This is a genomic window from Paracidovorax wautersii (assembly GCF_031453675.1).
Classification (GTDB): Bacteria; Pseudomonadota; Gammaproteobacteria; order Burkholderiales; family Burkholderiaceae_C; genus Paracidovorax.
Genome location: NZ_JAVIZX010000001.1, coordinates 1,368,878 through 1,390,170, shown reverse-complemented (window position 1 = coordinate 1,390,170; position 21,293 = coordinate 1,368,878). Strand labels below are relative to the sequence as shown.

Sequence of the window (21,293 nt, the reverse complement as noted above, 5' to 3'; positions counted from 1 at the left end):
CGAACGCAATACATGCCCCACACGACGCCCGCCTGCCCCCAATGCGGCCTGGAGAACACCTACCCCGATGGCACGCAGTACATCTGCCCCGACTGCGCCCATGAATGGCCCATGGACGGCGCCGCCGCAGCGGCCACCGACGAGGCCGATGCCGGCGACGGCGTGGTGCGCGATGCCCACGGCAACGCCCTGGCCGATGGCGACGCCGTGATCCTGGTGAAGGACCTGAAGGTGAAGGGCGCGGGCGCCACGCTCAAGAAGGGCACCAAGATCAAGGGCATCCGCCTGGTGGACGGCGCCGACGGCCACAACGTGGACTGCAAGACCGACCTGGGCAGCCTGCTGCTGAAGTCCGAGTTCCTCAAGAAAGCCTGAGCGCCGCACGGGCGCAAGGCCGTTGTCCGCCTCCGTCCGGTAGCCGCATGGTCTGCCGCTAGGGAACGTGCCCCGAGGCCTGGGCACTGCGGCGCACTGTCGGACGGGCCCCACACCCGGCGGGGCCGCACACCGACCCGCGGCGGCCCTTCTGCGGCCTAAGGTGAATGGACACGGTGCGGGCGGTATCCCACCACCGCTGTACCTCTCCATTCCCTTCACCGACCGACGGAGGCCCCATGAGCCAGAACGAATCGAGCCACGACACGCTGTGGAAGCTGATCAAGGACATCCGCTTCGGCATGCTGACCCACCGCGCTGCCAGCGGCATGCTGCATGCCCACCCGCTCACCACGCAGAACAAGTCCATCGACGAGCAGTCGCAGCTGTTTTTCTTCATCCCGCGCAACGGCGAGCTGTACGAGCGGCTGCACCGCGACAGCCAGGTCAACGTGACCTACAGCGACCCCGGCAAGGACAGCTACGTGTCGCTCTCCGGCACGGCCGGCTTCATCGAGGACCAGGCCAAGAAGGAAGCGCTGTGGAGCCCCATGGCCAAGGCCTGGTTCCCTGAAGGCGTGACCGACCCCAACCTGGTGCTGCTGGCCATCCATATCGACCACGCCGAGTACTGGGACGTGGACGACAGCAAGATGGTGCAGCTGTTCAAGATGGCCAAGGCCGCCATCACCGGCGAGCCGCCGCGCGATCTGGGCGAGCACAAGAAGCTCTCGGTGGGCTGATCGCCGGAGCGCACGGGTTCGCTGCCCGCACGCTCCCTGAAGCGCCCGCGGCGCCACGTGCGCCGCCCTTCTTTTCTTCCTTCCCTTTTCGAGGAGACAACCATGGCCAACGACAAGCAGGAACCCGGCACCGGCAAGGTGGAGAACGACCACAACCGCCAGGGCGACCAGGAGCCCACGCAGAAGAACGAGGGCCGCCGCACGCCCGAGAGCCGCCACGACCGCGACGCCCACATCGGCAGCGGCAACCAGGTGCAATCGCGGCAGGGCTCGGCCGGCAGTTCGTCCGGTGGGGGCGGCCGCGGCGCAGGCTGATCCCGCCGCGGCGGGTTTACGCCAAAAGAGCTGCCAGCGCTGGCGTGACCAGCGCTGGCAGCTTTGCTTTTGATAGCAACGAAGTGCGGTGCAGGGACATCGCTGCCGTGCGCTGCGGCGCGCTGTGGACAATCGCGGCATGCGTTCCACGATTGCCGTCATCGACTTTGAAACCACGGGCATGACGCCCGCCCAGGGCGCCCGCGCCACCGAAGTGGCCATCGTGCTGGTGCAGGACGGCCAGGTCGTGGACCGCTTCCAGAGCCTGATGCGCATCGGCGTGTGGATTCCGCCCTTCATCACGCAGCTGACCGGCATCACCAACGCGATGGTGGCCGAAGCGCCCGCTGCCGAAAGCGTGATGCGCGACGCTGCGCGCTTCGTGGGCGATGCGCCCATGGTCGCGCACAACGCGGCGTTCGACAGCAAGTTCTGGGGCCACGAACTCGCCCATGCGGACCTGCCCGCACCGCACGCTTTTGCCTGCACGGTGCTGCTGTCGCGGCGCCTGTACCCGCACGCGCCCAGCCACAAGCTGGGCCATATCGTGGACCACCTCGGCCTGCCTCGCGCCGGGCGCGCCCACCGGGCGCTGGCCGATGCCGAGATGGCCGCGTCGCTGCTCACCCGCATGCAGCACGACCTGCGCGCGCGCTGGCGCGTGGAGCGGCCCGACCATGCGCTGCTCAGCACCCTGCAGCGCTGCGCCAAGCCCAAGGTGGGGCAGTTCCTGGCCGGGTGCGCCGCGCCGCTCGTCGCCTGACGCTTTTGCTATTTATTTTATAGCTAACTGCGCTTAATGGACGGGCGCTATCGCCCTGTTGAGCTTGCAACCCTGCGCGCTGGCGGCAGCGGTGCCTGCCAGGCCCTTTCCTTTCTCATCCGCCCTGCGCCGCGGCCTCGTCCATGTAGAACGGCTCCCAGATGTGGCCGTCCAGATCGGCGAAGGCCCGGCTGTACATGAAGCCCAGGTCCTGCACGCCGCGCGGCGTGGTGGCGCCCCAGACCAGGGCCGCATCCACCAATTGATCGACCTCGTCGCGGCTGCCGCAGGGCAGGGCCACCAGCACCTGGGCGGTCTGCGTCGCATCCCCGATGGGCCGGTCGATGAAGGTCTGGAAGAAGTCGTGCACCAGCAGCATGGCGAAGACATGCTCGCCCAGCACCAGGCAGGCGCCCTGGTCGTTGCTGAACTGCGGGTTGAACGAATAGCCCAGCGCCTCGAAGAAGGCCCGCGAGCGGGCCATGTCGCGGATGGGCAGGTTGACGAACATCTGGCGGTGCTGCATCGCAGGGCTCCTGGGCTGTTGTGATGCCGGCAAGGCCCGTCGCCCCGCCGCTGGGCTGCATTGGGCGCGCAGCGGCCGCCGGCGAACAGAGGGCGAGCCCGCAACACGCGCCAAAAAGCCTGTGATAGCATGCAAACCCTATGCAACGCCGCATGTCCCTATCCCCGCTATCGCTAGGCCTAGTGCCTGGCCGGGGTCTGCCTGCGTTCGCCATCACCGTTGCCTAAAAGCGCAACACCCGTTTTCCCCCTGACCCCGGCCCGCGAACCAGCCTCCACCCCTGTGGAGGGCTGCAGGGGAATTCGACCGTGTTTTTCACCCGTCCGAATGTTTCGTGGAGCCGATCATGATTGCCCAACCGTCTACCAAGTACCAGGCCTTCGCCCCCATCGCGTTGACCGACCGCACCTGGCCCTCCAACACCATCACCCGCGCGCCCGTCTGGCTCTCCACCGATCTGCGTGACGGCAACCAGGCGCTGTTCGAGCCGATGAACGGCGAGCGCAAGATGAAGCTCTTCCAGGAGCTGGTGCGCATCGGCTTCAAGGAGATCGAGGTGGGCTTTCCGGCCGCCTCGCAGACGGACTACGACTTCGTGCGCCGGCTCATCGACGAGGACCTGATCCCCGACGACGTGACCATCATGGTCATGACGCAGTCGCGCAGCGACCTCATCGAGCGCTCGGTGCAGGCGGTGCACGGTGCCAAGCGCGCCATCGTGCATCTGTACAACGCCACGGCCCCCGTGTGGCGCCGCGTGGTGTTCGGCATGAACGTGACGCAGGTGATGGCCTTCATCCACGAGCACGTCTCGCACCTCAAGCGCCTGACGGACGCGCAGCCCGAGACGCAGTGGACGCTGCAGTACTCGCCCGAGTGCTTCAGCGCGACGGAACTCGACGTGTCGCTCAAGGCCTGCCAGACGGCCATCGAAGCCTGGGGCACGGGCCCGGGGCGCCCCATCATCATCAACCTGCCGACCACGGTGGAGAACGCCACGCCCAACGTGTTCGCCGACCAGATCGAGTGGATGCACCGGCGCCTCGCCCCCCGCGAGCATGTCGTGCTGTCTGTGCACCCGCACAACGACCGCGGCACCGGCGTGGCCGCGGCCGAGCTGGCCCTCTTGGCCGGCGCCCAGCGCGTGGAAGGCTGCCTGTTCGGCAACGGCGAGCGTTGCGGCAACCTCGACGTGGTGACGGTGGCGCTCAACCTCTACACCCAGGGCATCCACCCGGGCCTCGATTTCTCCGACATCAACGCCGTGGCCCGCGTGGCCGAGGAATGCACCTCGCTGCCCATCCACCCGCGCCACCCATACGTGGGCGACCTGGTGTTCACGTCGTTCTCGGGCTCGCACCAGGACGCGATCAAGAAGGGCTTTGCCGCGCACGATCCGAATGGCCTCTGGGAAATTCCCTACCTGCCCATCGACCCGCAGGACCTGGGCCGCACGTACGAGAGCGTGATCCGCGTGAACAGCCAGTCGGGCAAGGGCGGCATCGCTTTCCTGATGGAGCGCGAGCGCGGCGTGGTCATGCCGCGGCGCATGCAGGTGGAGTTCAGCGCCATCGTGCAGCGCCACACCGACAGCAGCGAGACCGAGATGACCGGTGCGGCGCTGTGGTCGCTGTTCCAGGCCACCTACCTCAACACGCCGGAGCAGCCGGACAGCGCCATCGTGTGCCATGCACACCGCCTGGCCGACGACGGGCAGAGCATCGAGCTGGAAGTGACCATCCACGGCGAGCGCCAGACCCTGCAGGGGCAGGGCAACGGCCCCATCGACGCGGCAGTGGATGCGCTCGGCCTGCCGCTGCGCGTGCACAGCTACGAAGAGCGCGCGACGGGCGCCGGTGCCAACGCCCAGGCGCTGGCCATCGTGGAGGCCGCGCTGGAAGGACAGCCCGGCTCGACCTTCGGCGTGGGCCTGCACCACAACATCGTCACGGCCTCGGTGCAGGCGGTGGTGAGCGCGGCCAACCGCCTCGCGCAGCGCGAGCCGCAGCCTGCGGTGACCACCACCGTGACGGCCTGAGCGGAAGGGCCGCTCGCCGCGTCAGGGCATCGACGCCACGTAGGCCGCGACGGCGTCGATCTCCGCATCGGACATGAGGCGCGTGCTGGCGGACATCAGCGGTTCCACGCGCACGCCCGATCCGGCGCGGTAGCGCTGCAGCGTCGTGCGCAGGTAGCCCGTCTGCTGGCCGGCGATGCGGGGGATGAGCGTGTTGCCGTATCCGTCCGTGCCGTGGCAGCGGAAACACACCTTGCCGTAGTACTCCCGGCCCGCGGCCACCAGCGCGGCGGGCGCCGGCGGGCGCGGCGCCACGGGCTGGCTGGCATAGAACAGCACCATGCCCACCTTCTCGTCGCTGTCCATCGCACGGATCATGCCTTCCATGAACTCGTTGCGCCGCCGGCCGTCGGCGAACTGCCGCAGCTGCTCCATCAGGTAGGCGGGGTTCTGGCCGGCCAGGTTGGGGATGTCGGGCTTCACGCTGGAGCCGCCTTCACCGTGGCAGTGGGCGCAGACGGCGGCCACGCGGCGCCCTGTCTTGAGCAGGCCCTGCTCCAGCGCCGGACTGGCCTGGGCCTCGCGCAGGCGGGCGTCCAGGTCCACGCGGGCCGATGCGCGCGCCCGTGCCGGCTGCGCCGTCGCCACCGGTGCAGCCAGCGTGGCCGCAAGGGCCAGTGCGGCGCCCCCCATCCTGTATCCCCAATGCCTTGCCATGGTGCAGTCCCCGAGCCGGAGCGGGCCGGCCAGCCGATCGATCAGCTTCCGAATATGCCGCCCTGCCGGGCGCAGGCAGGCGTTCGGAAGGGCGTAAAAATTTGATCCAGGCCAAACTTTCCGCCGATGGCCGGGTCCCAGGGCGATTGCCCCTGCCAGACGCAGCCCCCGTGGACATCCATTACCCTCTCGCCCCATGCGTACCGCACTCTCCAGCCTGATCGCCGCCGCGGCGACTGCTGCGCTGCTGGCCGGCTGCAGCACGGCGCCGCCCTCGCGGCCCGCCCGCAGCGCGGTGTCGTACCCCGTCCTCACGCCCGAACAGTCGAGCGACATCGCCATCCACGCCCTGGGCCTGGTGGGCACGCCCTACCGCTTCGGCGGCAACACGCCCGAAGGCGGCTTCGACTGCAGCGGTCTCATCGGCTACGTCTACACGAGCCGCGCCGGCGTGTCCCCGCCGCGCACCGTGGCGCAGCTGTCGGGCTTCGGCCAGCCCGTGGATGCCGGCGAACTGCGCACGGGCGACCTGGTGGTCTTCGGCTCCGGCCGGCCGTCGCACGCGGGCATCTACGTGGGCGAAGGCCGCTTCGTGCATGCGCCGTCGACCGGGGGCACGGTGCGGCTGGACCGGCTCACCTCGGGCTACTGGGCACGCCAGCCCACGGCGTACCGCCGGCCCTGAGCGGACGCTTTTCCAGCGCTGCCCAGCCCGCGGCGCCACGCGGGTGAAGCGCCGCACACCACTCGCGCGACAATCACGGGTTATGACCACGCATGCCCACCGCGCCGCCGCGCCGCTTTCCACCCACGACACCACCCGCATCGATGACACCCGCATCCGCGCCGTCCGCCCCCTGGTGACGCCCGCGCTGCTGCAGGAGTGGCTGCCCGCCCCGGATGCCGCCCATACGCTGGTGGAGAACAGCCGCGCCGCCATCTCGCGCGTGCTGCACGGGCAGGACGACCGCCTCATCGTCGTCGTGGGGCCATGCTCCATCCACGACCACGACCAGGCCATGGACTACGCGCGCCAGCTCAAGGTGCAGGCCGATGCGCTGGCGCAGGACCTGCTCGTGGTGATGCGTGTGTACTTCGAGAAGCCGCGCACCACCGTGGGCTGGAAGGGCTACATCAACGACCCGCACATGGACGACAGCTTCGCCATGAACGAAGGGCTGGAGATGGCCCGCGCACTGCTGCTGGACGTGCTGGCGCTGGGACTGCCCGTGGGCACCGAGTTCCTCGACCTGCTGTCGCCGCAGTTCATCAGCGACCTGGTGAGCTGGGGCGCCATCGGCGCGCGCACCACGGAAAGCCAGAGCCACCGGCAGCTGGCCAGCGGCCTGTCGTGCCCGGTAGGCTTCAAGAACGGCACGGATGGCGGCCTGAAGGTGGCGAGCGATGCCATCCTCGCCTCGCGCGCGCCGCATGCCTTCATGGGCATGACCAAGATGGGCCAGGCTGCGATCTTCGAAACGCGCGGCAACACCGACTGCCACGTGATCCTGCGCGGCGGCAAGCAACCCAACTACAGCGCGGCCGATGTCGAGGCTGCGTGCACCCTGCTCAAGGGCGCCGGCCTGCGCGAGCAGGTCATGGTCGACGTGTCGCACGCCAACAGCAGCAAGCAGCACCGCCGCCAGATCGAGGTGGCGGCCGACGTGGCCGCACAGATCGCCGCAGGCGATACGCGCATCACCGGCCTGATGATCGAGAGCCACCTGCAGGAAGGCCGCCAGGACATCGTGCCCGGCCAGCCGCTCGCCCACGGCATTTCCGTGACGGACGCCTGCATCAGCATGGAGCAGACCGTGCCCGTGCTGCAGAGCCTGGCCGCCGCCGTGCGGGCCCGGCGCGCGCGCAACGCCTGATCCGCGGGCGTGGCCCGCGCCACGCCCCTGGCGCCCAACCATTCAGGAAGAAGACGTACACCGCTCCCTTTGGCAGTAAACCAACAGTGGCAGCACGTGTGCGGCTTCGTGCCGCCCTGCGGCACGGCAGCAGGCGCGGGGGCGCCATGGGGCGGTGTAGCATTCATCAACCCTCCCACCGCGTCCCCCTTTTCCGGGTTTCCGTTCCATGCCGGTGCCATCCATCGCTGCGTTGTGCCACGACCTGCGCCCCCTGCCTCGGGCGGCCTGAGCCATGCAGCCGCCGACCGCCGCCACCGCGATCGAAGCCCGGCATGAAGCCCTGAGGGCCTGCGGCATTCTGGACACCCCGCCCGAAGAAACCTTCCAGCAACTGGCACGGCTCGCAGCCCATCTGTGCAGCATGCCCATGGCCGCGATCGGCTTCCTGGACGATGGCCGCGAGTGGTTCAAGGCCCATACCGGCGTGCCCGCCGCGGCCCTGAACGGAGACCACGGGCTGTGCGCCATCGCCGCCGCCGGACAGCTGGTGTGGGTCGATGACGCCACCCAGCACCCGAGCTTGCACAGCCATCCCTTGGTGGCCCACGCGCCGCATGTGCGCGCCGTGGCCTGCATGCCGCTGGTGACCGCCGAGCACCTGGTGTTGGGCGCCGTGGTGGCCATGGACACGCAGGTACGCCCGCTGGAGCCGCCGCAGCGCGAGGCCCTGCAGGCCGTGGCCGAACAAGTCCTGGCCCTGCTGGCAATGCGCCGGCGCCATCGTTCGGTGACCCCACTGGCCGCCGATCACGGCGGCGTGGTCGACCGGCTTCCCAGCGTCCCGCGGAGCGTAGGCGAGCCCTTAGCGGCAGAGACCGCTCGAAGCGTGAGCGAGGAGCGCTTCCATCTGGTCACCCGGGCCACGGCCGATGCCATCTGGGACTGGAACCTGGAGACCGACGCCATGTGGTGGAACGAGGGCATGCAGACGCTCTTCGGCGTTCCGCTGCACACGCTGCCGGCGGACAGCAGCTCCTGGACGCTGCGCCTGCATCCCGCGGACAGCCCATCGGTGCAGGACGGACTCCACGCCGCCATGCAGGGCGACCAGGAGTTCTGGACGGCCACCTACCGCTTCCGCCGCCACGACGACAGCTATGCCTGGGTGCAGGACCGGGGCTTCCTGATCCGCGACGCCAGCGGCCGTGCGGTGCGCATGGTCGGCGGCATGACGGACATCAGCGCGCAGAAGGAGGCCGAGCTGGAGGCCCAGCACGAGGCGCAGACGCACGCCGAGCTGGTGCGCGTGCAGCAGCGGATCTCGTCGCTGGACGTGCCGCTGGCAGACGTGCTGCAGCTGGTGGCCGCCACGGCCCGCAGCCTCACGCAAGCCGACGCTGCGATGGTGGCGCTGGTCGATGGCACGCAACTGCAGGTGCAGGGCAGTGCGGGCGACGCGCCGCTGGCGCCGCAGCCCGGAACCCGCACCGCGCTGCAGGACCACCCGCTGTGGGAGCGCCTGGCCGCCGGCCGCACCGTCACCAGCTGCGACCTGTCAGCCGCCACCGCGGCACAGGCCACGGACTGCCCAGACTGCGAGAGCTTCATCGCCGCGCCGCTGCGCGCGGGCGACGACGTGGTGGGCCTGCTCAAGGTGCTGTCGCGGCAGGCCGGTGCCTTCTCGGCGCGCAACACCGTGCACCTGCAGATCCTGGCGGAATCGCTCGGGGCCACGGTGCAACTGCGCAGGGTGGACGCACAGCTGCGCGCCTCCGAGCAGCAGTACCGCGCATTGTTCGCCGACCACCCGCAGCCCCTGTGGGTGTACGACTTCAAGAGCCTGCAGATCCTGGCCGTGAACCGCGCGATGGTGGAGCACTACGGCTACACCGAAGAGGAGCTGCTGCGCATGAACATGCGCGACCTGTGGCTTCCCGAGGACCGGGAACAGCTGGTGGCCGCCACCGAAGCCATGGCCCACCACGAGCCCTGCAGCAACGTGCTGCGCCGCCACCGGCGCAAGGACGGGACGGTGATCGACATGGAGATCTCCGTGGGCGGCATCCACTTCAACGGCGTGGCGGCGCGGCAGGTGCTCGGCTCGGACGTGACGCAGCGCCTGCGCGTGGAACGCGAGCTGGCGCGGCTGGGCCGCGCCCAGCGGCTGCTGAGCGCCTGCAACGAGACCATCGTGCGCGCCCGCTCGCGCACCGACCTGCTGCACGACATCTGCCGCATCGCCGTGGAGATCGGCGGCTACCGCATGGGCTGGGTGGGCATGGCCTGCGACGATGCCGGCAAGACCGTCGACCCCGTCGCGCACGCCGGCCATAACGAGGACTTTCTGCAGGGACTGCAGCTGAGCTGGTCTGCGGACTCACCGGCCGGCCGCGGCCCGGCCGGCGTGGCCATCCGCAGCGGCAAGACCGTGATCGTGCGGGACATCCGCCGCAGCGCCACCTTCGCCCAGGACATCGACCAGATGATCGGCCACGGCTTCCACGCCGTGATCTGCCTGCCGCTGCGCAACGCGCACCGCACGTTCGCCGTGCTGTACCTGTATGCCCCCGAGGTGCTGCACATCAGCGCCCAGGAGACCCAGCTGCTGGAAGAGCTGGCCACCGATGTGGCGTACGGCCTGGAGACGCTGCGCGTACGCGAAGAGCAGGAGCGATTGCAGGCCACGCTGCTCAAGGTGGCGTCCGCCGTGTCGGCAAGCACGGGGGCGGAATTCTTCGGCACGCTGGCCCACAACATGGCGGATGCACTCGGTGCGCAGGCAGCCGGGGTGGCACGGTTGCTGCCCGGCACCGGCGGCGCCCCCCAGCGGGCCATGACGCTGTCGCGCATCCTGCTGGGCGAGAGCCTGCCCAACTCCGAGTACCGGCTGGAAGGCACGCCGGGCCACGCTCTGGTGACGCAGCGGCAGCTGGTGGTGGTCGACGACGCACTGCGGGAGTACCCCCACGCCAACCTGGTGCAGCGGGCGCAGGCGCGCAGCTATGTCGGCCACCAGCTGACGGCCAGCGACGGCCAGCCGATGGGCCTGATCTTCGTGATGTTCCGCCACGCATTGCAGGACCCGGAGTTCGTCGTCAACACGCTGCAGATCTTCGCGGCGCGCGCCAGCGCCGAGATCGAGCGGCAGACCGCCGACCTGCGCAACCGCCGCCAGGCCTCGCTGCTGGACAAGGCACGCGACGCCATCATCGTGCGCGACCTGGACCACCGCATCCTGTTCTGGAGCCAGGGCGCCGAACGCATGTACGGCTGGCCGAGCGAGCAGGCGATGGGCCGGCGCATCAGCGAACTGCTGTACCAGGACGACCTGCAGGAGTTCCTGCGGGCCACGGCCATCACGCTGGAGCAGGGCGAGTGGACGGGCGAGATCACGCAGTACCACGCCGGCGGACAGCCCCTGGAAGTGGAAGGCAGCTGGACGCTGGTACGCGACGACGAGGGGCGGCCGGAATCCATCCTGGCCATCAATTCCGATATCGCCCAGCGCAAGGCGACCGAGCGGGAGATCCAGCGCCTGGCCTTCTACGACGCGCTCACCGGCCTGCCCAACCGCATGCTGCTCATGGACCGCATGGCCCATGCCCTGGCCAATGCCCAGCGCCGGCACCAGGGCGGGGCGCTGCTGTTCATCGACCTGGACAACTTCAAGACGCTGAACGACACCCTGGGGCATGACAAGGGCGACTTGCTGCTGCAGCAGGTGGCGCAGCGGCTCAACACCTGTGTGCGCAGCATCGACACCGTGGCCCGGCTGGGCGGCGACGAGTTCGTCGTGATGGTCGAGGAACTGAGCGCCGCTCCGGAGGAGCTGGCGCTGCACGCGCGCAGCCTGGGTGAGAAGGTGCTGTCGGTCCTCGGCGCGCCCTATACGCTGGCGGGCTACCACTACCGCACCACGCCCAGCATCGGCATCGCCCCGTTCAACGACGCGCACACCAGCGTGGGCGAACTGCTCAAGCAGGCCGACCTCGCCATGTACCAGGCCAAGACGGCGGGCCGCAACACGCTGCGCTTCTTCGACCCGGACATGCAGGACGTGGTCACCGCGCGCGCCACGCTGGAGACGGACCTGCGCGCTGCGTTGGCCCAGGAAGAGTTCCTGCTGCACTACCAGCCGCAGATGGACGACGCCCACCGCGTCGTCGGCGTCGAGGCGCTGCTGCGCTGGGCCCACCCGCAACGCGGCATGGTCCCGCCCGGCCAGTTCATTCCGCTGGCCGAGGAGACCGGCCTGGTGCTGGCCCTGGGCCGCTGGGTGCTCCACACCGCCTGCAAGACCCTGGCGATGTGGCAGGACGATCCGGACCGCTCGCACCTGACCATGGCGGTCAACGTGAGCTCGCGGCAGTTCCGCCACGCCGGCTTCGTGGACGACGTGGCGCGGGTGCTGGCCATCACCGGAGCACCGTCCGGGCAGCTCAAGCTGGAACTGACCGAGAGCCTGCTGGTGGAGGACATGGAAACCACCATCGCCACCATGGCGGCGCTGCGCTCCTATGGCGTGGGGTTCTCGCTCGACGATTTCGGGACGGGCTATTCCTCCCTGGCCTACCTCAAGCGCATGCCGCTGGACCAGCTCAAGATCGACCAGAGCTTCGTGCGCGACCTGCTCACCGATCCGAACGACGCCGCCATCGTGGACACCATCATCGGCCTGTCGCGCAGCCTGGGCCTGGAAGTGATCGCCGAAGGGGTGGAAACGGCTGAGCAGCGCGACCGCCTGGCCCGCGCCGGCTGCCGCCTGTACCAAGGCTATCTGTTCAGCCGGCCCCTGCCGGTGGACCTGCTGGAGCAGTTTCTGGTGCAGCGCGCCGCAGGCGTCGCCATGCCGCGCCCCGCGCGGGGCTGACCAGGCCAGCGTCCCGGCGGGCTTCCGACCACGCGGCGTGCGCCTGCCTGTCCATCCCCTATGCTGTTGCGCTTTTCCACACCGCAACTGCAGATGGCCAGCTACTCAGAACTCCTCGCCCAGAAGAAGGCGCTCGACGCACAGATCGCCCAAGCCCGCAAACAGGCCTCCGAAGCCGCCCTCGTCACCGTGAAACAGCTGGTGGAAGAATTCGGCTTCACCGCACAGCAGGTCTTTCCCTGGCAGCCGGAGCCCCGCAAGGCGCCGGCCAAGTACCTCAACCCCGTGACGGGCGCCACTTGGTCCGGCCGGGGCAAGCCGCCGAAGTGGATCGCGGGCAAGGACCGCGAAGCGTTCGCCATCTGACATCCCTCCACATCCCTCCGCGCGTCGTCCGTACGCAGCGATCTTCCGGACCCCGGCGCCTTCGCCGGTCAGCTCCCCCCTGAAAGCATCCCCTGAAGCCCGGCAAAGGCCTTCTAGGAGCCTTGCAAAGACGTTCTCTCCCTTGCCCAACCCCCGCGTATCGGGTTCGGCCAGTCCCCTTCTCCCCCGTTTTCTCGGCCTGTCTCGCCCGGCACCGATCCCAGCGACCCACCTCGCACGCTCAACGGGCTTTCCTCGGACCTCCATCACGAAAAACCGGTGCCCGGGGAGGTTGCTGTTGTCCCTGTCTTCTTCTTTATTTCTTTTATAAAAACATAGTGGTAGTAGTAGAGGCGGGAGCTGTCTGTGGATAAGTCGCTTTTGCCCCAGCGGATCAACGCATTGGCCCGCGCACAAGCCTGTGGGTGTCCCCCCGCGCGCACTGCACCCTGAAAGGGGATAAAGAGAAGCGGCCTTCTTTTTCTGTGGACAACTGCCCGGTTGTTCCACAACTGTCCCCATGGTTGTTCCCGCTCGGGCAACCGGACGCCGATCTGGGACCCGTCCCCAGGTAGCCGATTCGCCAGTGACCGCCCCGTGGTGGCCGCACGGGCATCTGCAGCCAAGGGCTTGCTCCTGGGGCATCGAACGCGCTGCACAAGCCTTCCATGGCCCGGCAAAGGCCGTGGCGTCACCCTGCATCCCGTCCGGCCTGTGCCCTGCGCGCCACCGCAGTGTTGTGCCCAGCCCTACGGCCGTTCGCCCCTGCACGACAAGGTCGACGCGAAGGGAACCCGGGCCCCGCCGCACGGGTGCTTCGTTCATGCGGCGCCAGGGCCTGAGGGTCTTCGCCACGGCCTTTTGCTCCGGTGGATCGCGCCGTGCATGGCCTGTTCTGAAGCGCGGCCTCTCGGTTCTGGTTATTCCTTAGAAGTTCTATAAATCAATAGCAGTAGTAGTAGAGCGCGCCCCTTTGTGTGGACAAGCCGCTTTTTTCCTTGCCTGCCAAGGACTTGGCTTCCGTTCAACCCTGTGGCCGGAACCCGGGGGAACGCCGGGAGCCGCCGACAACAACTTCGGCGTGGCGGCTTGCGCTGTGGATAAGCCTGCGGTTGTTCCGATTCCATCCCCAGGCTTTTCCACAGCCGGCTCCGCCGGGCGGTCGATCGCAGCCGAAAAAAAAGGCCCCGAAGGGCCTGGTGGTGGGGCGCGGGTCGCCGCCGCTCAGCTCAGAAGTGGAAGCCGTAGCGCAGCTGAACGAAGTTCTCGCCGGGGTTGGGGCGCTTGATGCTGGCGTTGGAGACGTGCTGCACGCGCACGGACACCTCGTGCTGGCGCTGGGCGCCGAAGTTCACGCCCAGGCCGAGGTGGGAGGCGAAGTTGAACGAGGTGCTGAATTCCTTGTTGGTGGTGCGGTAGCGGTCATCGGCCAGCGTGGCGCCGATGCCGGCTTCCCAGAACCAGGCGGAGCGTCCCTGGTCGGGGCGCAGGCGCAGCGTGGGGGTCACGCTCAGCACGTTGATGCTGTTGTAGCCGGCCACGCCGTCGAACGACCAGCGGCTCAGGTTGATGTCCCAGTGGCCGCGCAGTTCGCTGCCCCAGAATTCGCTGCGCCATTGGCTCCAGGGCAGGGTCACGCCGATGGTTGCCGCATCGCTGCCGTGTTCGGCCCAGTTGCCCTGCACATAGACCGAGGGGGCGTGGTACGCATCCGACACGGGCTGGGCCTGTGCGCTGCCGAGGCCGGCGCCCCAGGAGATGGCTGCGGCAGCGATCGTCAGCGGAAATGCGAAGCGTGCGCTGGCAGGGCGGCGGCCCTGGAAGAGTGGACGGTGCAGAGCAGAGTGCAACATGGGCAGTCAGGGTTATAAAAATATGTAACGACTCTATTCCTCCGTTGCGCCGAGCGCTTGTAGGCGGCTGCCTCGACCATGGACGGTTGTCGGGCATCGGTGTATGTGCTTTACAACGGCCCCGGGATGTGCGCCACACCACGCTCCACCGTGGCGACGGGCAGACCGGTTTCCGGCGGCCCAGAACACGGACACCCGGCCGAAGCCGGGTGGGTGCGAGGTGGTGCAGGCGGGAGGCGGCAGGCGTGTGCCGCCAGTGGCCCCCCCTTTCTGCGGCCAGCGTCGTTTACTGAGGCGCCGCCGGTGCTGCGGGCGCAGCGGGCTTGCCCGGGCGGCCGTCCTTGCCGGGTTCGCCGTCGGCGCCGCGGTGGCCAGGGCCGCCGTCCATGCGGGGATGCATGCGGTGGGCTTCAGCGTCGAAGGTCTTCTGCTGCGCAGGCGTCAGCGCGGCATAGAAGGTCTTCACGGCCTCGTCGCGGCGGTCCATTTCAGCCGAGCGCTGGGCGCGCAGGGCCCGCATGCGGTCGATGCGCTCTGGCGTGGTCAGCTGGTCCATTTCCTTGCGGTCCAGCTTGGCGTGGCGCGGGCCGGCGGGCGGCTGCATGGCGGTAGTGAAGGCCGTCCAAGCGGGTTCCTGTGCCGGCGTGAGCTGCAGCTTCTGCTTGAGCTGCGCCGCGCGCTGGGCCATGCGCTCCTTGAACCGTTCCGGCGAATGGGCGCGCTGGTGGCGCGGCCCCTGCGCGCCGTCGGCCGGGGCGGGTGCCGTGGCGGCAGCCGGCGGGGCAGACGGTGCGGGCTGTGCCAGGACGGGGGTGGCGATGGCGACCAGCAGGGCGGCGGCCAGCGAGGTGGAGGCGATGCGTTGGGGGAGAAGGCGGGCCATGGTGTTTCCTTTCGGTGGTCTTCACGGTGGAAGGAGAAGCGCCGGGGCGGGATCCGGAGGAAGCACGAAGCCCTGGCGCCTGGATGCAGTGTCTGGCGCCGATGTATCTGCGCCATGCGCGGCGCATGTGGGTGTGTAAAGTTGTGCCAACGTTCGGTTGCGCCGCCCGGATGCGGCGCCGACGCACGGCCGGGTGCAGGCTGGGGCAGTTTCAGGTCAAATAGGCCGATAGCGCCCTATCCATAAGCGCATATAGCTATTAAAAATGTAGCGTATGCTTGGCGGGGCGTAACGGTGCGTAGTCTCGCCCGCAGGCAGCAGCGCGAGCGCCGACAATGGCGGCCCGGTGCGGCGACCGCGAGCGCGCGCCGGCACAGCAGAGTTCAGATGTACGAAGGGTGAGTCCGTGTTCAAAAACATGATCGTGTACCGCATTGCGCCGCAGTGGCAGGTCGAATTGACGCAGTTGGAAGAGGCGCTGACCAAGACGCCGTTTGCGGAGTGCGGTGCCACGCAGGAAAAGTCGATCGGCTGGGTGCCGCCGCGGGGCGATGCCCACGGGCTGTTCGCCGAATCGGTGGGCGGGCAGTGGATCCTGCGCTTCATGGTCGAGTCCAAGGTGCTGCCCGGCTCGGTGCTGGCACGCAAGGTCAAGGAAAAGGCCGCGCGCATCGAGCAGGAGACCGGCCGCAAGCCCGGCAAGAAGGAAAGCAAGGAACTCAAGGAAGAGGCCAAGCTCGACCTGCTGCCCATGGCGTTCACCAAGCAGGGATCGATGTGGGTGTGGATCGACCCGCAGGCGCATCTGCTGGTGCTGGACACCAGCAGCCAGGGCCGTGCCGACGAGGTGGTGAGCCTGCTGGTGGATGCGTTGCCCGGCCTGTCGGTGGCGCTGCTGGACACGCAGACCAGCCCCCAGGCGGCCATGTCCCACTGGCTCAGCACGCAGGAGCCGCCCGTGGGCTTCAGCGTGGACCGCGAATGCGAATTGAAGAGTGCCGACGAATCCAAGGCCGTGGTGCGCTACTCGCGCCACCCGCTGGACATCGAAGAGGTGCAGGCGCACATCGCCGCCGGCAAGCTGCCGACCAAGCTGGCCATGACCTGGGACGACCGCGTGTCCTTCGTGCTGAGCGAGGGGCTGCAGGTCAAGAAGGTGTCGTTCCTGGACACGGTGTTCGAGGGCACGGGCAAGGACGACGGCGGCTTCGACACCGACGTGGCCATCGCCACGGGTGAGCTGACCAAGCTGATCCCTGACCTGGTCGAGGCGCTGGGCGGCGAGGGCCGGACCGAACTCGGCGGAGCTGCCGCACCCGCCGCACCGCAAGGGCAGCCGGCGGCCTCCGCCACGGCAGCCCCGGCCACTACGGCCGAGGACGACGACGCACCGTTCTGAACCCGGGGCGCCGCCCTGCACCGCGCCATCCCGCGTGCGCGCAGGGGGCATGGTGTGGCGCTGCCGCCCGGGTGCAGGCACGATGCGGACCTTCGACTGACCGACCACGACCGGAGGTATTGCCATGTTGATTTCCGTCCGCCGCTTGTCCTTGGCCGCCGCGCTGGCCGCCGGGGCCGCCGTACCCGGCCTGGCCCATGCCCACCACGGCTGGTCCTGGGCCGAAGACGCCCAGAGCGAACTGGCCGGCACCGTGCAGCGCGTGCAGGTGGCGCCGCCCCATCCGTGGATCGACGTGAAGACGGCCCAGGGCGAGGTCTGGCGCGTGGACCTGGGCAACCCGACGCAGACCGAGCGCTCGGGCTTCACCGCCCAGTCCGCCCGGGCCGGCGATGCCATCACCGTCGTGGGCAACCGCGACAAGGACGCCACGCGCCAGCGCATGAAGGCGGTGCAGATCACGGTGGGCGGCAAGCCGTACGTGATGTACCCCGAGCGCGTGGAAAAGCGCTGACCGGCCGGGGCATCGCGGCCATGTGGTCGCTCCGGCCGCTCTGGCCGCAGCCGGCCGCTTGCCACCCGCACTGAAGCCCCCCACCCTTTTTCGAACCCCTGGATCCAGGCCCCGCCGTGTTGTCCGCCGTGCTCGACGCCCTGCCTGCCCTGCCGCCCGTGGCGTGGCTGGTGCATTCAGGCACCGCCTACCTGGTGGTGAATGCCGTGCACATCGCCGCGCTGGGGCTGGGGGTGGGCGCCGCGGTGCTGCTGGACCTGCGCTTGCTCCAGGCCGTGGGCCGGGCGCTGCCGTTGGCGCTCATCGGGCCCTTTCTGTCGCGGGCCGCGGCCGCCGGGCTGGGCCTGGCGGCGGCCACCGGCCTGTGGCTGTTCGCGGTGCGCGGCAGCGAATACCTGGCCAACCCCGCCTTCCTCGCCAAGCTCGCCCTGATCGGGCTGGCGTTGGCGAATGTGGCTGCCATGCACGGCACCCGGCGCTGGGCCGCCACGCTGCAGGCGGGCCGGGCCGGTGGCATCGCGCGACTGCAGGCGGTGCTGTCGCTGGGGCTGTGGCTCGGGGCGCTGCTGGCGGGCCGCTGGATCGGCTTTCTTCTGTAGCGGGCGCGGCGGCTGCCGCTACCATCGCCGTCCATGGCGCTCAACTGGGTCTGGATCGGTTTCTTCACCGTGGCATTCGCCACCGCCGTGGCGCGCTGGCTGCTGGGCGAGGACGGCATCTTCCAGGCGCTGCTGGCGGCGCTGTTCGACGGCGCACGCTCGGGCTTCGAAATTTCCTTGGGCTTGGCCGGCGTGATGGCGCTGTGGCTGGGCCTGATGCGCGTGGGCGAGCGCGCCGGCATGGTCGAACTGCTGGCCCGCGCAGCGGGGCCACTGCTGCGGCGCCTGTTCCCCGAGGTGCCGCAGGGCCACCCGGCGCAGGGCGCGATGACCATGAACATCTCGGCCAACCTGCTGGGGCTGGACAACGCCGCCACGCCGCTGGGCCTGACGGCCATGCGCGAGCTGCAGACGCTCAACACGCGCCAGCCTGATGCGGCGAGCAACGCGCAGATCATGTTCGTGGTGATGAACACCGCGGGCCTCACGCTCATTCCCACCTCGGTGATCGCCATCCGCCAGAGCATTGCGCTCAAGCAGGGCCTGGGCGCCGGCTTCAACGCGGCGGACATCTTTCTCCCCACGCTGATCGTCACCTTCATCTCGCTGCTGGCCGGCGTGCTGGCGGTGGCCGTGTGCCAGCGGCTGCCGCTGTGGCGCGCGCGATTTCTGGTGCCGGTGGCCGTGGTGGCGGGCCTGCTGGCGGCGGCGGTGACGGCCCTGGCGCGGCTGCCGGCCGAGCAGGCCGCGCGCATCGCGGGCACCACGGGCGCGGCCGTCATCCTGGGCGTGGTGATGCTGTTCGTGCTGGCGGGTGCCGTGCGGCGCGTGAACGTGTATGACGCTTTCATCGACGGCGCCAAGGAAGGCTTCGGCGTGGCGATCCAGATCGTGCCCTACCTCATCGCCATCCTGGTCGCCATCGGCGTGTTCCGCGCGGCGGGGTGCATGGACTTTCTGCTCTCGGCCATCGGCGCGGGCGTGGCAGCGCTGGGCTGGAACACCGACTTTCTGCCGGCGCTGCCCGTGGGGCTGATGAAGGTGCTGTCGGGTGCCGGCGCGCGGGGGCTGATGATCGACGTGATGCAGGTGCACGGCGTGGATTCGTTCGCCGGGCGGCTGGCGGCCATCGTGCAGGGCTCCACCGAGACCACGTTCTACGTGCTGGCCGTGTACTTCGGCAGCGTGGGCATCCAGCACGCCCGCCATGCACTGGCCTGCGCGCTGTTCGCCGATGCCGCGGGGCTGGCGGCGGCGATCGGCGTGGGCTATGCCATGCTGCGCTGAGGCGGCTCGTCACCCTCGCACTGGATACGCCTCAAGCACGGCCGCCAGGCCGTGCAGGGACTGCCGCAGTTGGGTCTGGTCGATGGCGATCTCGAACGCCAGGCGCTGCGGGCTGCCGGGCTGGTCCGTCGCCTCGCCGGTGATCCGCAGATGCCCCCGGCCATCGCCGGTCACCGACAGTGCCAGCTGGCCTTCCAGTGTGTTGAAGGCGGCGTTGCCCGACAGGGACTGGTACAGCGCGGCCAGTTGGTCATGGAAAGTCTGCAGCTCATGCGTGAGCAGGGCGGCTGCAAAGCGCCCCTGGAACGCGCCGCAGTGCACGGAGATGTCCGCCGTGAGCCAGTTGTCATCGTAGTAGTCGCCTGTCGGCGTGCGCTCATAGCCGGCGATGGCGACCTCCAGCCGCTCCCGCTCCTGGCCGCCAAAGGCAAATGCTTCCATCGGATCTCCTGTTTCATGGGGCCACTGCCGTGTCGTGCCGCCGCCGCGGGGCGGCATGCGCCGGACCGCAGCCTAAACCTTGGACAATCGGCCCCTGGATTGTGTTTCCCTTTGACTCAGAAAGAAGATGCCGTGACCGACACCCCGCAACGCCCCGAACTGCCCGACCACCTCTCCGTCGATCCGCGCAGCAAGTTCCACGTGCCCGCCGTGTTCGAGCACGACATCGGCATCCGCTTCAACGGCAAGGAGCGCTTCGACGTCGAGGAATACTGCGTGAGCGAGGGCTTCATCAAGGTGCCTGCCGGCAAGACGCTGGACCGCAAGGGCCGGCCGCTGCTGATCACGCTCAAGGGCACGGTCGAGGCCTTCTACAAGTAAGCAAGGCCGGCCGATGGCGCGCTGCGACATCCGCGAGGTGCGCGCGAGCGAGCTGCAGTTCTATGCGTCTGCGGGCTTCGATGGCGACGACAAGCGCGCCTTCATCGCGCGGCCACCTCGCTGATATACACACCGTGGCGGCCGGCGCCGCAGCGCCGGTGCACGCCGCCATCACACCCGCTCGAACACCGCCGCGATGCCTTGCCCGCCGCCGATGCACATGGTCACCAGCGCGTAGCGGCCGCCCGTGCGGTGCAGCTCGGCGATGGCCTTGGTGGTAATGATCGCGCCCGTCGCGCCCACCGGATGGCCCAGCGAGATGCCCGAGCCGTTGGGGTTCACCTTGGCCGGGTCCAGGCCCAGTTCCTGGATGACGGCGCAGGCCTGGGCGGCAAAGGCCTCGTTGGCCTCGATCACGTCCATGTCCTGCACCGTGAGGCCCGTGCGCTGCAGCACCTTCTGCGTGGCCGGCACCGGGCCGATGCCCATGTAGGCCGGGTCCACGCCGGCGTGCGCATAGCCCACCAGGCGCGCCAGCGGGCGCGCGTTCAGCGCCTGCAGCCGGTCGCCGGCCACCAGCACCACGGCGGCCGCGCCGTCGTTGATGCCCGAGGCGTTGCCCGCCGTGACGGTGCCGCCGTCCTTCTTGAACGCGGGCTTCATGCCGGCCAGCACTTCCACCGTGGTGGTGCCGCGCACGTGCTCGTCGGTGTCGAACAGCGTGGTGCCCTTGCGGGTGGCGATTTCCACCGGAACGATCTGCTCCTTGAAGTAGCCCGCGTCGATGGCTGCGGCGGCGCGGCGCTGGCTCTCGGCGGCCAGGCGGTCCTGCTGTTCGCGGCTGATGCGGTAGCGCTCGGCCACGTTTTCGGCGGTGATGCCCATGTGCATCTTCTGCCACGGGTCGTGCAGGATGCCCAGCATGTAGTCGATGCTTTTCGCATCGCCCATGCGCGCGCCCCAGCGCGCCGCGGTGTCGAAGTAGGGGCCGCGGCTCATCGATTCGCTGCCGCCGCCCACGGCCACGTCGCAGTCGCCGTAGCCGATGGCCTGCGCCGCCGACACGATGGCCTGCAGGCCCGAGCCGCACAGCCGGTTGACGTTGAAGGCGGGCGTTTCGACCGGGCAGCCGGCGTCGATGGCGGCCACACGCGAGAGGTACGCGTCCTTGGTGTCGGTGGGGATCACGTTGCCCATCACCACATGGCCGATGGCATCGGGCGCGAGGCCGCTGCGCTGGATGGCGGCGCGCACGGCGGTGGTGGCGAGCTGGGTGTTGGGCACGTCTTTCAGCGCGCCGCCGAAGGTGCCGATGGCGGTGCGGGCGGTGCTGACGACGAAGACGTCGCGGTGGGGGGATGCGGTCATGGCAATGGTGGGGTGGAGGT

General features: G+C 69.2%; 20 protein-coding genes. 14 read left to right on the top strand and 6 right to left on the bottom strand.

Annotated features, from left to right (window positions below; genetic code table 11):
• The first annotated feature begins 12 nt into the window (after positions 1–12).
• The 4 genes from QE399_RS06440 (at position 13) to QE399_RS06425 (ending at position 2,196) form a co-directional block, all read left to right on the top strand.
• Positions 13–375: a zinc ribbon domain-containing protein YjdM gene (locus tag QE399_RS06440; RefSeq protein ID WP_309827202.1), complete on the top strand. Its 363-nt coding sequence runs from the start codon at positions 13–15 to the stop codon at positions 373–375.
• 239 nt (positions 376–614) lie between these two features.
• Positions 615–1,118, top strand: a complete 504-nt coding sequence (locus QE399_RS06435) for a pyridoxamine 5'-phosphate oxidase family protein (protein ID WP_309827200.1) — start codon at positions 615–617, stop codon at positions 1,116–1,118.
• A 102-nt stretch (positions 1,119–1,220) separates the two neighbouring features.
• Complete coding sequence (locus QE399_RS06430) at positions 1,221–1,433, top strand: hypothetical protein (RefSeq protein ID WP_309827199.1); 213 nt, start codon at positions 1,221–1,223, stop codon at positions 1,431–1,433.
• A gap of 139 nt (positions 1,434–1,572) precedes the next feature.
• Positions 1,573–2,196, top strand: coding sequence for a 3'-5' exonuclease (locus QE399_RS06425; RefSeq protein WP_309827197.1), 624 nt, complete (start codon positions 1,573–1,575; stop codon positions 2,194–2,196).
• A 115-nt stretch (positions 2,197–2,311) separates the two neighbouring features.
• On the opposite strand, the gene QE399_RS06420 is transcribed toward QE399_RS06425, so the two are convergent.
• Positions 2,312–2,722: a VOC family protein gene (locus tag QE399_RS06420; RefSeq protein ID WP_309827195.1), complete on the bottom strand. Its 411-nt coding sequence runs from the start codon at positions 2,720–2,722 to the stop codon at positions 2,312–2,314.
• A 346-nt stretch (positions 2,723–3,068) separates the two neighbouring features.
• Between QE399_RS06420 and leuA the strand changes: the two genes are divergently transcribed.
• Positions 3,069–4,760, top strand: a complete 1,692-nt coding sequence (gene leuA / locus QE399_RS06415; protein WP_309827193.1) for a 2-isopropylmalate synthase — start codon at positions 3,069–3,071, stop codon at positions 4,758–4,760.
• Between the two features lie 21 nt (positions 4,761–4,781).
• Here leuA and QE399_RS06410 read toward each other — a convergent pair whose 3' ends face one another.
• Complete coding sequence (locus QE399_RS06410) at positions 4,782–5,432, bottom strand: c-type cytochrome (RefSeq protein WP_309827192.1); 651 nt, start codon at positions 5,430–5,432, stop codon at positions 4,782–4,784.
• Positions 5,433–5,652: 220 nt separating this feature from the next.
• Here QE399_RS06410 and QE399_RS06405 point away from each other — a divergent pair, with 220 nt between their 5' ends.
• From QE399_RS06405 to QE399_RS06390, 4 genes are all read left to right on the top strand, one after another.
• Entirely contained in the window at positions 5,653–6,141 is a 489-nt protein-coding gene (locus QE399_RS06405; protein WP_309827190.1) for a C40 family peptidase, read from the top strand.
• 82 nt (positions 6,142–6,223) lie between these two features.
• Complete coding sequence (locus QE399_RS06400; RefSeq protein WP_309827189.1) at positions 6,224–7,330, top strand: 3-deoxy-7-phosphoheptulonate synthase; 1,107 nt, start codon at positions 6,224–6,226, stop codon at positions 7,328–7,330.
• A 274-nt stretch (positions 7,331–7,604) separates the two neighbouring features.
• Complete coding sequence (locus tag QE399_RS06395; RefSeq protein ID WP_309827188.1) at positions 7,605–12,182, top strand: EAL domain-containing protein; 4,578 nt, start codon at positions 7,605–7,607, stop codon at positions 12,180–12,182.
• A gap of 60 nt (positions 12,183–12,242) precedes the next feature.
• A complete protein-coding gene (locus QE399_RS06390) occupies positions 12,243–12,548 on the top strand; it encodes an H-NS histone family protein (protein ID WP_309827186.1) in 306 nt (101 codons plus the stop codon).
• Between the two features lie 1,229 nt (positions 12,549–13,777).
• Here QE399_RS06390 and QE399_RS06385 read toward each other — a convergent pair.
• Both QE399_RS06385 and QE399_RS06380 read right to left on the bottom strand, forming a co-directional pair.
• Positions 13,778–14,401 (bottom strand): acyloxyacyl hydrolase, encoded by a 624-nt coding sequence (locus QE399_RS06385; protein WP_309827184.1) that lies wholly within the window; start codon positions 14,399–14,401, stop codon positions 13,778–13,780.
• A gap of 286 nt (positions 14,402–14,687) precedes the next feature.
• On the bottom strand, positions 14,688–15,284 hold the full coding sequence (locus QE399_RS06380) for a Spy/CpxP family protein refolding chaperone (protein ID WP_309827182.1): 597 nt from the start codon (positions 15,282–15,284) through the stop codon (positions 14,688–14,690).
• 406 nt (positions 15,285–15,690) lie between these two features.
• Here QE399_RS06380 and QE399_RS06375 point away from each other — a divergent pair, with 406 nt between their 5' ends.
• From QE399_RS06375 to QE399_RS06360, 4 genes are all read left to right on the top strand, one after another.
• Positions 15,691–16,683, top strand: coding sequence for a recombination-associated protein RdgC (locus tag QE399_RS06375; RefSeq protein WP_309827180.1), 993 nt, complete (start codon positions 15,691–15,693; stop codon positions 16,681–16,683).
• Between the two features lie 124 nt (positions 16,684–16,807).
• Positions 16,808–17,197 (top strand): DUF6152 family protein, encoded by a 390-nt coding sequence (locus QE399_RS06370; RefSeq protein ID WP_309827179.1) that lies wholly within the window; start codon positions 16,808–16,810, stop codon positions 17,195–17,197.
• A 116-nt stretch (positions 17,198–17,313) separates the two neighbouring features.
• Positions 17,314–17,796 carry a DUF2214 domain-containing protein gene (locus QE399_RS06365; RefSeq protein ID WP_309827175.1) on the top strand — a complete coding sequence of 161 codons (483 nt, stop codon included), beginning with the start codon at positions 17,314–17,316 and terminating at the stop codon, positions 17,794–17,796.
• A gap of 33 nt (positions 17,797–17,829) precedes the next feature.
• Positions 17,830–19,083, top strand: a complete 1,254-nt coding sequence (locus tag QE399_RS06360; RefSeq protein ID WP_309827173.1) for a nucleoside recognition domain-containing protein — start codon at positions 17,830–17,832, stop codon at positions 19,081–19,083.
• Between the two features lie 9 nt (positions 19,084–19,092).
• Here QE399_RS06360 and QE399_RS06355 read toward each other — a convergent pair whose 3' ends face one another.
• Positions 19,093–19,524 carry a WapI family immunity protein gene (locus QE399_RS06355; RefSeq protein ID WP_309827171.1) on the bottom strand — a complete coding sequence of 144 codons (432 nt, stop codon included), beginning with the start codon at positions 19,522–19,524 and terminating at the stop codon, positions 19,093–19,095.
• 132 nt (positions 19,525–19,656) lie between these two features.
• Between QE399_RS06355 and QE399_RS06350 the strand changes: the two genes are divergently transcribed.
• Positions 19,657–19,905, top strand: coding sequence for a DUF3297 family protein (locus QE399_RS06350; RefSeq protein ID WP_309827170.1), 249 nt, complete (start codon positions 19,657–19,659; stop codon positions 19,903–19,905).
• A 171-nt stretch (positions 19,906–20,076) separates the two neighbouring features.
• Here the strand turns inward: QE399_RS06350 and QE399_RS06345 are convergent, their stop codons facing one another.
• Positions 20,077–21,273: an acetyl-CoA C-acyltransferase family protein gene (locus QE399_RS06345; protein WP_309827168.1), complete on the bottom strand. Its 1,197-nt coding sequence runs from the start codon at positions 21,271–21,273 to the stop codon at positions 20,077–20,079.
• Positions 21,274–21,293 lie beyond the last annotated feature (20 nt).

What these genes read in the sequence shown, in the direction of transcription:
- QE399_RS06420 (WP_309827195.1), bottom strand. Translation starts at nt 2,722, where the DNA reads ATGCAGCACCGCCAGATGTTCGTCAACCTGCCCATCCGCGACATGGCC.
- QE399_RS06345 (WP_309827168.1), bottom strand. Translation starts at nt 21,273, where the DNA reads ATGACCGCATCCCCCCACCGCGACGTCTTCGTCGTCAGCACCGCCCGC.
- QE399_RS06435 (WP_309827200.1), top strand. Translation starts at nt 615, where the DNA reads ATGAGCCAGAACGAATCGAGCCACGACACGCTGTGGAAGCTGATCAAG.
- QE399_RS06385 (WP_309827184.1), bottom strand. Translation starts at nt 14,401, where the DNA reads ATGTTGCACTCTGCTCTGCACCGTCCACTCTTCCAGGGCCGCCGCCCT.
- QE399_RS06370 (WP_309827179.1), top strand. Translation starts at nt 16,808, where the DNA reads ATGTTGATTTCCGTCCGCCGCTTGTCCTTGGCCGCCGCGCTGGCCGCC.
- QE399_RS06390 (WP_309827186.1), top strand. Translation starts at nt 12,243, where the DNA reads ATGCTGTTGCGCTTTTCCACACCGCAACTGCAGATGGCCAGCTACTCA.
- QE399_RS06405 (WP_309827190.1), top strand. Translation starts at nt 5,653, where the DNA reads ATGCGTACCGCACTCTCCAGCCTGATCGCCGCCGCGGCGACTGCTGCG.
- QE399_RS06410 (WP_309827192.1), bottom strand. Translation starts at nt 5,432, where the DNA reads ATGGGGGGCGCCGCACTGGCCCTTGCGGCCACGCTGGCTGCACCGGTG.
- QE399_RS06360 (WP_309827173.1), top strand. Translation starts at nt 17,830, where the DNA reads ATGGCGCTCAACTGGGTCTGGATCGGTTTCTTCACCGTGGCATTCGCC.
- QE399_RS06425 (WP_309827197.1), top strand. Translation starts at nt 1,573, where the DNA reads ATGCGTTCCACGATTGCCGTCATCGACTTTGAAACCACGGGCATGACG.
- QE399_RS06400 (WP_309827189.1), top strand. Translation starts at nt 6,224, where the DNA reads ATGACCACGCATGCCCACCGCGCCGCCGCGCCGCTTTCCACCCACGAC.
- QE399_RS06440 (WP_309827202.1), top strand. Translation starts at nt 13, where the DNA reads ATGCCCCACACGACGCCCGCCTGCCCCCAATGCGGCCTGGAGAACACC.
- QE399_RS06355 (WP_309827171.1), bottom strand. Translation starts at nt 19,524, where the DNA reads ATGGAAGCATTTGCCTTTGGCGGCCAGGAGCGGGAGCGGCTGGAGGTC.
- QE399_RS06430 (WP_309827199.1), top strand. Translation starts at nt 1,221, where the DNA reads ATGGCCAACGACAAGCAGGAACCCGGCACCGGCAAGGTGGAGAACGAC.
- QE399_RS06380 (WP_309827182.1), bottom strand. Translation starts at nt 15,284, where the DNA reads ATGGCCCGCCTTCTCCCCCAACGCATCGCCTCCACCTCGCTGGCCGCC.
- leuA (WP_309827193.1), top strand. Translation starts at nt 3,069, where the DNA reads ATGATTGCCCAACCGTCTACCAAGTACCAGGCCTTCGCCCCCATCGCG.
- QE399_RS06395 (WP_309827188.1), top strand. Translation starts at nt 7,605, where the DNA reads ATGCAGCCGCCGACCGCCGCCACCGCGATCGAAGCCCGGCATGAAGCC.